The sequence below is a fragment of the Kitasatospora sp. NPDC001539 genome (assembly GCF_040298565.1).
GTDB lineage: Bacteria > Actinomycetota > Actinomycetes > Streptomycetales > Streptomycetaceae > Kitasatospora.
Map to the genome: position 1 here is coordinate 1 of NZ_JBEPAK010000199.1, position 13094 is coordinate 13094.

Sequence of the window (13094 nt, forward strand, 5' to 3'; positions counted from 1 at the left end):
GTCCCGCCAGCGCCGCCTTCCACTCCTCGACTTGCCCCACCCCAAGATCAATCACTCGCCAAGTCAACCATGATCAAGTGCGGTTGCAGTACTAGAGCGGGGATTGCTCCGAAAACTGGGATGAGTTCCCGGCCGAGGAGATGTCGGCCCCGCACGCGCGGGGATTGCTCCATGAAGATGGTTGGGGATGGCGTTCTGCACATGTCGGCCCCGCACACGCCGGGATTGCTCCATGCCGAAGATCAACACGGGTACTGCGGTGGGGTCGGCCCGCACACGCGGGGATTGCTCAAAGGCGATCATCGGCCCCTTCACCGGCCACGAGTCGGCCCCGCAGACGCGGGGATTGCTCCAACGTTGCGGTGCAGGAAATGCAGCGCCTCGGATCGGCCCTGCACACGCGGGGATTGCTCCCGCGAGGCGACGTTGCCGAGGACGGTCGTCGAGTCGGCTGCGCACGCGCGGGGGTTTCTTCGACGGGGACGTACAGGCGTACCCATCTGGGATTAGGTCCCGTACCCGGAGGCCTGGCGCCTGGCTGGGCGGTAGACGTCGTGAGGTCGGCCCCCTACTTCTCCCAGATCCTGACGAGAAGCTCAGTATTGATATGGGGACTTGAAGCCTGTACGTTCCCCGCTGGCGTACTCTCGCTGGTGAGAGTACGCCAGCAGGGGATTGGGGAAACCACCCCGGTCGATCCCGCGCTGGTGCCGCAAGGCCTTCCCGCCAGTCAGCGGTCGCGATGTCGCTGGTGGGGGGCGGTGCGACGAATCGACTTGTCAAAAGTCGGCCGGGCGAGATCGCAGGCCTCGTTCGCTGGTGCGATTGGGCCTGGGCTGGGGAGGCGCCGCAGGTCGGGGTCCTTCTGGGCTCCGCTCAACTTAGGCTTACTGTAAGTCAGTTGTCGCTGAAGTCGAACTCGGCGGTGACGGGCGCGTGATCGCTCCAGCGCTCCGCGTGGGAGGCGGCGCGCTCGACATAGGCCGCGATACATTTGTCCGCAATGCCCGGAGTTGTGACAACTAGGTCTACTCTCCAGCCGGAGTCGTTGTCGAAGGCGCGGCCGCGGTAGGACCACCAGGAGTAGGGGCCGGTGCGGTCGGGGTGGAGGGCCCGGACGACGTCGACGTAGCCGGCCTCGTCGTAGACGCGGGAGAGCCAGGCGCGTTCCTCGGGGAGGAAGCCGGCGGACTTCTGGTTGGCCCGCCAGTTCTTGAGGTCCTCGGGGCGGTGGGCGATGTTCCAGTCGCCGCAGACCAGGACTTCGCGCCCCTCGGCGGCGGCGCGGGCGCGCAGCGCGGTGAGGTGGACGAGGAATTCCGCCATGAAGCGCTCCTTCTCGTCCTGGCGTTCGGTGCCCACTTCGCCGGACGGGAGGTAAAGGCTGGCCACGGTCAGTCCGGGGAGGTCGATTTCGACGTACCTGCCCGAATTGTCGAATTCCGCCGACCCGAATCCGATCGCGGTGCGCTCGGGCTGCCGGCGGGAGAGGATGGCGACGCCGGCCCGGCCCTTGGCGGCGGAGGGGGCCCAGACCGCGTGCCAACCGTCCAGGTCGCGCAGTTCGACGGGCAGTTGGCCGGGCTCGGAGCGCACCTCCTGGAGGCAGATCACGGCCGCCTCCGTTCCGGCCAGCCATTCGACGAAGCCCTTCCTGGCCGCCGCCCGGATTCCGTTCACGTTCACACTCGTCACCACGATCACCCGGGCAGCCTACCGATTGGTCCGGTCGGGCCCGAAGCGTGACGCGCTCCAGCCGGTGGCGGACGGCCGGCGGACGAACCGTGGTGAGCAGCGGTCGTCGACGGGTGTCGCGAACGGAAGCCGCGGACGGACGTTGCGAACGCGTGTCGCCGACGGCTGTCGAGAGCGACTGTCGTGAACGCGACATGAATCCCCGTGACAGTCGCACCAAGCGACGTCATTGGTCTTGACCATCTCCCGAGACAGCACCTAGGGTCGCTTACTGCAAGGACCTTTAATAAAGAAGGACGGATAAAGGCCCGCTCTCCCACCTGCCGCAACAGCGGGCAGCGGGCCCGGGATCCGCCCTCCTTGTCAGGGCGGACGCACAGCAGGGTGGAGGACACGGTGGGAACGACGGGACAGCTTTCGCCGGTGCCGGAACCGAAGTACTGGCACCTGCGCACGGTGCTGCTGAGGACCATCGACTCGGAGTTCTCCACCGGCCAGGTCCTGCCGAACGAGCGCGAGCTCGCCGCCCGCTTCGGTGTGGCCCGGGCCACGCTGCGCCAGGCGCTCGACCAGCTGGAGCTGGAGGGCCGCCTGGTGCGCCGCCGGGGGATCGGCACGCTGATCGCCGCCCCGAGGGTCGGCGTCCCGGTGAACCGGCAGGAGGAGGGCTGGCCCGGCGCCGGGCGCAGCCAGGCCTGGCGCACCGTCGACTGCACCACCGCCGCCGCCTCCGCGCAGCTGGCCAAGGCGCTGGGGATCGCCGAGGGCGCCACCGTGCACACCGTCCGCCGGGTCCGCATGGTCGAGGGCCGCGCGATGGCGGTCGAGTCGCTGCACGTTCCGGCGTCCGCGCTGCCGCACCTGCCCGGTTTCCGGGCCGAGAGCGACCGCGCCCGTTCGGTGCTGCGCCAGCTGGAGCGCCTGGAGGTGGACGGCGAGTCCCGCGCCGTCGAGCTGGGTGTCGCGGAGGCCGAGGAGGCCCAGCTGCTGGAGCGGCCGCCGGGCACCCCGGTGCTGGTGCTGACCACCCACTACGCCTCCGCGGGCCGGCTGGTGGCGCTCTCCGTCTCCACCTACCGGGCGGACACCTGCAAGCTCACCTTCGGCGAGGCCGGCCTGGTCGAGGTCACCCCGGTCGGCGCGGGGGCCGAGGTCCGCACCGCCTCCTGAGGCCGACCCGCTTACTGAAGCGGCCCCGAAACCCGAGGCCTTTCCCGAAACCCTCGAGCACCGGCCCGGATGCCCAAGTGGCGTCCGGGCCGGTGCTGTCGATTGAGGGAGGGCCGGGCCGCGGGGGACGGCTCCGGCCCGCCGGTCAGATCCGGGGCGGGTCGACCGCGAAGAGCTGGTCCTCGACGTGGTCGAGGGCGACCCGCAGCGCGCCCATCGCGACGACCTCCGAGCCCAGCGCCGCCAGCGCCACCTCCGGGGCGCGGAGGGTGAACTGGGCCAGCCGCTCGCGCAGCGGCTCCAGCACCCCGTCCAGCCCGGCCGCCCAGCCGCCGATCACCACCAGCTGCGGGTCGATGGCCAGCACCAGCGCGGCCACGCCCTGTACCAGGCGGGTGAGGAAGCGGTCCATGGCGACCTTGGCCACCTCGTCGCCCTCCCGGGCCAGCCGCAGCACGCGGGCGACGGCCGCCTCGTCCAGCGGGTTGAGCGGCTTGCCGGTGGTGGAGAGCAGCCGCTCCGGGGTGACCTCCTGGCCGAGCAGGTGCAGGGCGCCGATCTCGCCGGCCGCGCCGCCGTGACCGCGGTGCAGCCGCCCGTTGATCAACGAGCCGGCGCCGGGGCTCAGGCCCGCCATCACGAAGACCACGTCGTCGGCGCCGACGGCCGAGCCCTGCCAGTGCTCGGCGATGGCCGCGAGGTTGGCGTCGTTCTCGATCAGGACGGGACAGCGGAACGAGCGGCGCAGCCGGGCGCCCAGGTCCAGGCCGGTCCAGCCGGGCATCGCGGTGCCGAGCCGGATCGTGCCCTCGCGGTCCACGATGCCGGGGGTGCCGATGCCGACCGCCCACAGGTTGTCCCGGGAGATCCCGGCCTTGCGCAGCACCTCGGCGACGGCGGTGCGGACGGCGGAGAGCCGGTCCTCGGCCTCCAGGGTCTCGTCGACCGGCTTGAAGTGACTGCCCACCACCTCGCCGGCGAGGTCGGCCAGGATGACCCGGATGTCGTGCACGCCGACCTCGATGCCGAGGATGTGCCCGGCCTCGGCGCGGAACCGGAACCAGCGGGCCGGACGGCCGCGGCGGCCGGTGCCCGGCTGGCCGTCCTCCCGGGGCTGTTCGACCTCCGCCACCAGTCCGGTCTCGACCAGGCCCTCGATGACACCCTCGACGGTCGGCCGGGACAGGCCGGTCTCGCCGACGAGCTGAGTCAGGGTCACGGAGTGGCCGGCCCGCAGCGCCCGAAGCGTGACCGCCGCGTTGATCCGCCGCAGCAGCGAGGAGTCTCCTCCGGTGAGCCGATCCGCCAATGCGATGCCCTTCGCCGTTCGCGCGACTGCCCTGGCGCGCGGTGTCGAGTGCGCGGAGCCCACCGAAAGGTCCGCGGGGTCGTGGTGCCCCCGGAACGCGGTACGGGCGGCGCGGAGGCCGCCCGCGGGAGGGCCCGGAGGACATGCCGGAGCCTACCCGGGGACCGCCCCGCTCGGCGAGGATTCCCGCAGCTCATCCGGGCTTCGGTATCGAAATGGTACGGACCGGGTGGTGGCGCGTGGCCGGGCTTCACGGGTCGGTCACGGGCGAGCGGACGCGGGCGGGCGCCCGGGGCTCCCGGGGCGGCTGCGGACGGCCGCGGGCACCCGTCGCCCGCCCCAGCGCTCCGTCACGGACGGCCCGCCACCCCGGCGCCGCCCGGGCGGTGGCCGCGCACCGACCAGCGGGCGCGGACCGACAGCAGCGAGCCGACGCTCAGCCAGGAGCACGCCGAGAGGGCGCTGAACACCGAACCGGCCGAGCCGATGGACAGCACGCTGCCGACCGAGCCGACGGACAGCACGGAGCCGACCGAGCCGATCGACAGCAGCGAGCCGATGGAGCCGATGGAGGCGATCGAGCCCAGCGAGGCCCGGGAGCGGATGGAGCGCACGGAAGCGGCCATGGGCCGATCGTAGCCGTGGCCGTCCGTCATGGCCCCTGGCTGTCCGTCGCGGCCGGGGCGTCGAACCGGCCGGGGCGTCGAACCACGTAGCCGCCAACCGAGCAGCCGCCAACCGAGCAGCCGTCAACCAAGCAGCCGTCGAACCGAGCCCGGCCGTCAGTCCACCCGGGCCGCGAACAGCCGCTGCCCCAGCAGCCCCATCGGGTGGCCGTCCTCCGGCAGGGTGAGCACGGTCGGGCAGCCGGCCGCGGTGAGCGCGGCCCGCCAGTGCTCGGCCGGGTGGGCGGCCGGGCCGTAGGTGTCGCCGGTGATCAGCAGGTCGAGCTGTTCGTCGGTGGGCGCGAGCAGCAGCAGCCGGCCGCCGGGTGCGAGGAGCCCGGCGAGCGCCGCGACCTCCTCCTCGGGCCCGCGGGTCGCAGTGGCGACCACGACGTCGTAACGGCCGCCGTCGGGGGTGAAGTGGTGCTCGGCGTTCGGCCGGGGACGGGCGGTCAGGGCCCGGGCGACGGTGGTCTCGGTGCCGTCGCGGTCGAGTTCGAGCACCCGCAGCGGCTCGGGCCCGCCGTGGGCTTCGGCGGTGCCGCGGACCAGTGCGCCGACGGCGGCACCGAGGTAGCCGCGGGAGGCGGCCCAGCGCACGGGTGGGGTGGCGGGGCGGGGCGCCTCCTCGCCGGTGATCAGCCGGGGCAGTCGCAGCGCGGCCCGCCGGGTCCGGTCCAGGACGGCGGCCGGGCCGAGGCCGTCGGCCCAGGCCTCGACGGCCGGGCGCCAGACGTCCCGGACGTCGGCGGTGGTGAGTTCGGGCGCGCCGTGGAAGAGCGGGCCCTGGGCTCCGCCGTCCTGGTGGGTGATCAGGCCGTGCCGGGCGAGGGCGGCCAGCCAGCGGCCGACCCGGGGGCGATGGGCGGGGACGACCATGGCGGTGGCGAGGATCTCGGGCTCGGAGCGGCCGGGGCCGGGGCCGGGGCCGATGAGCACACCGGCCTGCTGGAGGGCGTGCAGCAGCGTGGTGAGCACGGCCCGGTCGAGGTGGGCGCCGAAGGCGGTGACCTGGTCCGCGGTGACGCCGATGCTGTGCTTCCAGGCGGCGGCGGTGGCGGCCTGCGCGTCGGCGCGCAGCCGGCGGTCGGCGGCCTCGGCCTGGCTGTGCGGGGCGCGCACGTGGGCGAGGACGGCACCGAGTGCCTCGACGGCGGCGTACACGTCGTCCTGGCGGGGCTCGGGGCCGACGTGCAGGACCAGCCGCAGCGCGCGGAGGTCGTGGTCGGCGAGGCCGGGTTGCCGGCTGAGCCGCCAGAGCAGGGCGGAGGGCAGGCTGAGGTGGGTGGTGCGGTTGGCGGCGAGGGCGGCGAGGAGTTCGTCGGCGGGCTGGTCGGGGTCGGCGCAGTGCACGGTGCCGCCGGCCAGCAGGGTGGCCAGGGCGAGTTCCAGGGCGAGGTCGGTGCCGGGGTGCAGCACGGTGTGCCGGACCGGCGGCGGGCCGAGGACGCCCGCCCAGTGCCGCAGCCGCTGTTCGGCGGCCCGGGCGGCGGAGGGCGGCAGCGCGGCGTGCTCGGCGACGCGTTCGGCGAGGGCCCGGGGCAGGCCGCCCGGCGGGGAGACGCCGAGCAGCAGGCCCATGCCGCTGACCGTGCGCCCGCCGGCGACGACGGCGGGCCGGTCGCCGAGTTCGCGCAGCGCGCTGACCAGCGCGGGGGTCGAGGCCAAGGTGATCACTCCGGGGTGCGGGGGAGAAGCCGCACTACTGAACCATGCGTCCGGGCGGGAAGCGGCGGTCCATGGGTCAAAATTCCGTAATGATTTTCATATCGGCCAGCCAAGCGGGCGGAGCGAGGGGCGTCGCGAGGACCTCGGAACCGGACCCTCCGGAAGCCCGGTGCGATCTCTTGACAGCGGGTGCGGCTGCTGGATTACTTGGCCTTGGCGCGCCCTGACCGAACGATCGGTCGGGCTCGCTCGATCGGCCGACCCGCGAAGGAGCGACGATGACCGGCAGCGCACCCGAACCGCGCCGACGCCTGGGGGAGCCGATCGAGCCCGCACTCCTGGACGCCGGGGAGCGGATGGGCGTCGACGAACTGCGCGCCCACCAGCTCGACCGGCTCCAGGCCACCCTGCGGCACGCCTACGACAACGTCGAGCTCTACCGCCGCAAGTTCGACGCGGCGGGCGTGCGTCCCGAGGACTGCCGCAGCCTGGACGACCTCGCCCGCTTTCCCTTCACCACCAAGGCCGACCTGCGCGAGGGCTACCCCTTCGGCATGTTCGCCGTCCCGATGGAGCGGGTCCGCCGGATCCACGCCTCCAGCGGCACCACCGGACGCCCGACCGTGGTCGGCTACACCGAGAACGACCTGTCCATGTGGGCGGACGTCGTCGCCCGCTCGATCCGCGCGGCCGGCGGCCGCCCCGGCCACAAGGTGCACGTCGCCTACGGGTACGGGCTGTTCACCGGAGGCCTCGGCGCGCACTACGGCGCCGAGCGGGCCGGCTGCACCGTCATCCCGGCCTCCGGCGGCATGACCGCCCGACAGGTCCAGCTGATCCAGGACTTCCGGCCCGAGATCATCATGGTCACCCCCTCCTACCTGCTGACCCTGCTGGACGAGTTCGAGAAGCAGGGCGTCGACCCGCGCGCCAGCTCGCTGAGGGTCGGCATCTTCGGCGCCGAGCCCTGGACGGAGGAGATGCGGCGCGAGATCGAGGACCGGCTCGATCTGCACGCCGTCGACATCTACGGACTCTCCGAGGTGGTGGGCCCCGGCATCGCCCAGGAGTGCGTGGAGACCAAGGACGGGCTGCACATCTGGGAGGACCACTTCTACCCGGAGGTGGTCGACCCGTTCACCGACCGGGTGCTGCCGGACGGCGAGGGCGGCGAACTGGTCTTCACCTCGCTGACCAAGGAGGCCCTGCCGGTCATCCGCTACCGGACCCGCGACCTGAGCCGGCTGCTGCCCGGCACCGCCCGGCCGTCCTTCCGGCGGATGGAGAAGGTCACCGGCCGCAGTGACGACATGATCATCCTGCGCGGGGTGAACCTCTTCCCGACCCAGATCGAGGAGATCCTGCTGCGCACCCCGGGCGTCGCCCCGCACTTCCAGCTGCGGCTGACCCGGCAGGGGCGACTGGACCACCTCACGGTGCGCGTCGAGGCGCGCCCGGACGCGCCCGCCGGGCAGCGGGAGGCGGCGCGGGAGGCGATCGTCCGGGCGGTGAAGGACGGGGTGGGGGTGACGGTCGCGGCCGAGGTGGTGGAGCCCTACACGCTGGAGCGCTCGGTCGGGAAGATCAAGCGGGTGATCGACGAGCGGCGGTAGTCCGCGGGGGCACGGCGACGGGCGGGGCGCCGAACGGGAGGCCCGGCGGCGCCGAGCCCGAGGGTTCGGAGCAGGCGGCCCCGACCGGCGGGTGGACCCGACCGACCCAACCGGCGGCTCGAGCCAACGCTCCGAACCGGCGGCCCGAGGAGCGACCGTCCCAACCGGCGGCCCGACGCGACCGTCGGACCCGGCAGGCCGAGAAACGACCGCCCGAACCGGCGGCCTGAGCCGACCCTCCGAACCGGCGGCTCGAACCGACGGGCCGTCGGAGGCGCACGGCTGTCCGGGGGGTGATGCCGTACGCCTCCGACGTCTACAGAAATGTAGACGGTCACCCGGTGGGGCGTCCAGCCGCGCCCGTTCGGCGCATCCGGATCGTGGTCCGGCCCGGAGTTTCCCAGACTCTGTGGAGAGGGGGTGGACTCAACCGGAGAGGCATCCTCATGAGCAACGGGCTTCGCCGCGTCCTCGCGGTGGCGGCAGTGGTTTCCCTCGGCCTCGGCGCGGCGTCCTGCGGCAGCGCCAAGCAGTCGTCCTCCAGCGGCGGTTCGTCCGGCGGCGCGAGCGCCGGGGGCGGCGGGAGCGCGAGCGGCACGGTCGCCGTGGGGGCCGTCCGGATCGGCCTGCTCCTCCCGGAGAGCAAGACCACCCGCTACGAGCAGTTCGACCGGCCGCTGATCGAGCAGCGGATCAAGCAGCTGGCCCCGGACGCCCAGATCGACTACTACAACGCCAACCAGGACGCGACCCTCCAGCAGACCCAGGTGGACACCGCCCTCACCAAGGGCGACAAGGTGCTGATCCTGGACGCGGTGGACGCCAAGTCGATCCAGTCCTCCGTCCAGAAGGCCCACGCCGCGGGCGTCAAGGTCGTCGCCTACGACCGCCTGGCCCAGGGGCCGGCCGACGCCTACGTCTCCTTCGACAACCACAAGGTCGGCGAACTCCAGGGGCAGGCCCTGGTGGCCGCGGTGGGCGACAAGGCCAACGCCGGTCAGATCTTCATGATCAACGGCTCGCCCACCGACCCCAACGCGGCCGACTTCAAGGCCGGTGCGCACAGCGCGATCGACGGCAAGCTGAAGGTCGGCAAGGAGTACGACACCCCGCAGTGGGACCCGAACACGGCCAACCAGGAGGCCGCCGCCGCGATCACCGCGATCGGCGGGAGCAACGTCGTCGGCGCCTACTCCGCCAACGACGGCATGGCCGCCGGTGTCGCCACCGCCCTGAAGGCGTCCGGCCTGAGCGTCCCGCTGACCGGCCAGGACGCCCAGCTCGACGGCATCCAGCGGATCGTGGCCGGCACCCAGACCATGACGATCTACAAGCCGTTCAAGCCGGAGACCGACGCCGCTGCCCAGATGGCCGTCGCGCTGGCCGCCGGCAAGCCGCTCGGCAACCTCGCCCCGACGTCCGTGACCAACGGCAGCGGCAACAAGGTGCCGGCCAACCTGATCACCCCGATCGTCGTCAACAAGGACAACATCAAGACCACCGTGGTCCAGGACGGCCTCTACACCGTCGAGCAGATCTGCACGCCGGACTACGCCGCCGCCTGCAAGACCGCCGGCCTCCAGTAGACGGGTCCGGCGATTCGCGCCGCGCGACCGGCGGGAATCGTCGACCACCGCTGGTCCGACGGCACCCCGAGACGAGTGGCCCCGCCTCCACGACGGAGGCGGGGCAAGGGAGTTGGTCACTGTGGCAGGTGAGACCGTACTGGCCCTGCGCGGGGTCTCCAAACGGTTCGGCGCCGTCCAGGCGCTCACCGGCATCGAACTGGAGGTGCACGCCGGCGAGGTGCTGGCCCTGGTCGGCGACAACGGCGCCGGGAAGTCCACCCTGGTCAAGTCCATCGCCGGGGTGCACCAGCCCGACGAGGGCGTCATCGAGTGGCAGGGACGGCCGGTGACCATCCACCGCCCGCAGGACGCCCAGCAGTTGGGCATCGCCACCGTCTACCAGGACCTCGCGCTGTGCGACAACCTCGACGTGGTCGGGAACCTCTTCCTCGGCCGCGAGATCCGGCGCTTCGGCGTCCTCGACGAGGTCGCGATGGAGAAGCGCTCCCGGACGCTCCTGGACACCCTCTCCATCCGCATCCCCAGCGTGCGCATTCCGGTCGCCTCGCTCTCCGGCGGCCAGCGCCAGGTCGTCGCGATCGCCCGTGCGCTGATCGGCTCGCCCAAGGTCGTGATGCTGGACGAGCCGACCGCCGCCCTGGGCGTCGAGCAGACCGCCCAGGTGCTCGACCTGGTCGAGCGGCTGCGCGAGCAGGACCACGGCGTGATCCTCATCAGCCACAACATGGCGGACGTGATGGCCGTCGCGGACACCGTCGCGGTGCTGCGCCTCGGCCGCAACAACGGTGTCTTCGACAAGCGCTACACCAACCAGGAAGAGATCATCTCGGCCATCACCGGCGCCACGGACAACGCCGTGACCCGCCGCAAGGCCCGTGGCCAGGAGGGTTCCCAGTGAGCGAGAACTTCCCCGGGGGCGCTCCCGGCGGTGAACCCGGGCGCCACCACCACCTGCCCGAGGAGAGCATGCCCGCGGGCGGGGTCAACGCGCCCGTGCCGGTGGCCCCGGAGGCCACACCCGCCGTCGACCCGCGGCTGATCGTGCGCCAGGAGGGCGTCAAGGGCTACCTGGGCGAGTTCCGGCGCCGGATGAGCAGCGGCGAACTGGGCTCACTGCCCGTGGTGCTGGCCCTGATCGTGATCTGGGCCGTGTTCGGCAGCCTCAACAGCAGCTTCCTGTCCGCCCAGAACCTGTCCAACCTGTCCCAGCAGATCGTCGGCACCGGCATGATCGCGATCGGCGTGGTCTTCGTGCTGCTGCTCGGCGAGATCGACCTCTCGGTGGGTTCGGTCAGCGGTCTGTGCGCGGCGATCTACGCCGTCCTCAACGTGACCAACGGCGTCAACCAGTGGGTGGCGCTGATCACCGCGATCGCCGGCGGTGCGATCGTCGGTGCCATCCACGGCATCTTCTTCGCGAAGGTCGGCGTCCCGGCGTTCGTCGTCACCCTGGCCGGCAACCTCGGCTGGAACGGCCTGATGCTCCAGGTGCTCGGCGCCAGCGGCACCGTCAACCTGTCCGGTACGGACATCGTCTCCAGGCTCTACAGCACCATCTACGGCCAGCAGGCCGCCGCCTACGGCACCGCGCTGGTCGGCGTGCTGCTGTTCCTGGGCGCCTCACTGATCGACGCCCGCCGGCGCCGGGCCGCGGGCGTGCCGTACCGACCGGTCACCGACATCGTGCTGCGCACCGTGCTGCTGGCGATCATCGCCTTCCTGGCCGCCTACACGCTCAACCAGTACAAGGGACTGCCGCTCGCCCTCCTGATCTTCCTGATCTTCATCGTGGTGCTGGACTGGGTGCTGCGCCGCACCGCCTACGGGCGGCAGGTGTTCGCGCTCGGCGGCAACATCGAGGGCGCCCGCCGGGCCGGCATCAACGTGGCCTGGATCCGGATCAGCGTCTTCACCATCTGCTCCACCATGGCGGCCATCGGCGGCCTCTTCCTGGCCGCCCAGATCCAGTCCGCCAGCCAGACCTCCGGCGGCGGCAACCTGCTGATGAACGCCATCGCGGCGGCCGTCATCGGCGGCACCAGCCTGTTCGGCGGACGCGGCAAGACCTGGTCGGCGCTGCTCGGCGCGCTGGTGATCGGCTCGATCCAGTCCGGGATGAACATCGAGGGCCTGAGCAACGCCATCCAGTTCATGATCACCGGTGCGGTGCTGCTGGCCGCCGTCGTGGTCGACTCGCTCGCCCGCCGCACCCAGAAGGCCGCCGGCCGGGCGTGAGGCCCACCGCGCCGGCCCTATGCTGCGGGCATGCCGATCGAGCTGCGAACCCCTCAGGCGGACGCCGACCTCGCCCTGATCCGGCGGGAGACCGAGCTGAAGCCCGTCCCCTTCGTGCCGGAGATCCGGCTGCACATGGCGCCGGACGCGATCGCCCTGTGGGAGACCACCGAGCGCGAGCGCGGTCGGGCCGGACTGCCGCCGCCGTTCTGGGCCTTCGCCTGGGCCGGCGGGGTGGCGGTCGCGCGGCACGTGCTCGACCACCCCGAACTGGTCGCCGGGCGGGCCGTCCTGGACGTCGCCGCCGGGTCGGGACTGGTCGGGGTGGCTGCCGCGCTGAGCGGCGCCGCCACCGTCCGGGCGGCCGAGATCGACGCCTACGCGGTGACCGCGATCGGACTGAACGCGGAGGCCAACGGCGTCCGGGTGGACGGTGCACTGGTGGACCTGGTGGACGGCGACGGCGCACCCGCCGAGGTGGTGCTCGCCGGGGACGTGTTCTACGAACGGGCCATGGCCGCCCGCTTCCTGCCGTTCCTGGAGCGGGCCGCGGCCCGCGGGGCCACCGTGATCGTCGGTGATCCGGGGCGGGCCTACCTGCCGAGGGACCGGTTCACGGCCGTCGCGGCGTACCGGGTGCCGGTGGTGGCGGACCTGGAGGACACCGCGGTCAAGACCACCACGGTGTGGCGGCTCGGCTGACGGGTGTGCGACCGGTCGGGTCGGAGCGGGGGCACGGGGCGATGCGGGACCGTGTCATGATGGTTACTGACTGGTAATCGGTTGATGTCCAGTCAGTGAACCGTGTACCACCGTAAGGAGTCACCCATGCGTCGACGCATGTCCGCCCTCGTCCTGACCGCCGCCCTGGCAGGCGGCGCCCTGGCGACGGCCGCCCAGGTCGCCTCCGCCCAGCCGGCGGCCGCCGCCTCGATCAAGGTCGACCTCAGGGAGATGCGCCAGCAGGTCGCCGAGCTGCGCCAGAAGGCCGACCGGCTGGACCGCGCGGGCCAGCGGGACGCGGCGCGCAAGGCCCGTGCCCAGGCCGACGCGCTGCAGCGCCGGATCGAGCAGATCGAGAAGACCGAGCAGGACACCAGCCACCACATCTGATCACCGCTGGGTCCGGCGGTCGCCGGCTTCGGCGACC

The 13094-nt window shown here is 72.5% G+C and carries 11 protein-coding genes; 7 read left to right on the forward strand and 4 right to left on the reverse strand.

The genetic code is table 11. The features are described from left to right. Positions 1-897 precede the first annotated feature (897 nt). Positions 898-1695, reverse strand: a complete 798-nt coding sequence (locus ABT247_RS25365) for an exodeoxyribonuclease III (RefSeq protein WP_502892502.1) — start codon at positions 1693-1695, stop codon at positions 898-900. 396 nt (positions 1696-2091) lie between these two features. Here ABT247_RS25365 and ABT247_RS25370 point away from each other — a divergent pair, with 396 nt between their 5' ends. Next, positions 2092-2865: a GntR family transcriptional regulator gene (locus tag ABT247_RS25370; protein WP_350746250.1), complete on the forward strand. Its 774-nt coding sequence runs from the start codon at positions 2092-2094 to the stop codon at positions 2863-2865. A 145-nt stretch (positions 2866-3010) separates the two neighbouring features. On the opposite strand, the gene ABT247_RS25375 is transcribed toward ABT247_RS25370, so the two are convergent. From ABT247_RS25375 to ABT247_RS25385, 3 genes are all read right to left on the reverse strand, one after another. Further along, positions 3011-4174 (reverse strand): ROK family protein, encoded by a 1164-nt coding sequence (locus ABT247_RS25375; protein WP_350746253.1) that lies wholly within the window; start codon positions 4172-4174, stop codon positions 3011-3013. A 350-nt stretch (positions 4175-4524) separates the two neighbouring features. Beyond that, positions 4525-4800 (reverse strand): hypothetical protein, encoded by a 276-nt coding sequence (locus tag ABT247_RS25380; RefSeq protein WP_350746255.1) that lies wholly within the window; start codon positions 4798-4800, stop codon positions 4525-4527. A 156-nt stretch (positions 4801-4956) separates the two neighbouring features. Next, a complete protein-coding gene (locus tag ABT247_RS25385; protein ID WP_350746258.1) occupies positions 4957-6507 on the reverse strand; it encodes a hypothetical protein in 1551 nt (516 codons plus the stop codon). A 278-nt stretch (positions 6508-6785) separates the two neighbouring features. On the opposite strand from ABT247_RS25385, the gene paaK reads away from it, so the two are divergent. The 6 genes from paaK (at position 6786) to ABT247_RS25415 (ending at position 13057) form a co-directional block, all read left to right on the forward strand. Beyond that, positions 6786-8120 carry a phenylacetate--CoA ligase PaaK gene (gene paaK, locus ABT247_RS25390; protein ID WP_350746261.1) on the forward strand — a complete coding sequence of 445 codons (1335 nt, stop codon included), beginning with the start codon at positions 6786-6788 and terminating at the stop codon, positions 8118-8120. 446 nt (positions 8121-8566) lie between these two features. After that, positions 8567-9706, forward strand: coding sequence for a sugar ABC transporter substrate-binding protein (locus ABT247_RS25395; protein WP_350746264.1), 1140 nt, complete (start codon positions 8567-8569; stop codon positions 9704-9706). Positions 9707-9827: 121 nt separating this feature from the next. Continuing rightward, positions 9828-10607, forward strand: coding sequence for an ATP-binding cassette domain-containing protein (locus tag ABT247_RS25400; RefSeq protein WP_392902166.1), 780 nt, complete (start codon positions 9828-9830; stop codon positions 10605-10607). 68 nt (positions 10608-10675) lie between these two features. Then, positions 10676-11944 carry a sugar ABC transporter permease gene (locus ABT247_RS25405; RefSeq protein WP_350746276.1) on the forward strand — a complete coding sequence of 423 codons (1269 nt, stop codon included), beginning with the start codon at positions 10676-10678 and terminating at the stop codon, positions 11942-11944. Between the two features lie 30 nt (positions 11945-11974). Then, positions 11975-12646, forward strand: coding sequence for a class I SAM-dependent methyltransferase (locus tag ABT247_RS25410; RefSeq protein ID WP_350746270.1), 672 nt, complete (start codon positions 11975-11977; stop codon positions 12644-12646). A 126-nt stretch (positions 12647-12772) separates the two neighbouring features. After that, positions 12773-13057 carry a hypothetical protein gene (locus ABT247_RS25415; RefSeq protein WP_350746273.1) on the forward strand — a complete coding sequence of 95 codons (285 nt, stop codon included), beginning with the start codon at positions 12773-12775 and terminating at the stop codon, positions 13055-13057. Positions 13058-13094 lie beyond the last annotated feature (37 nt).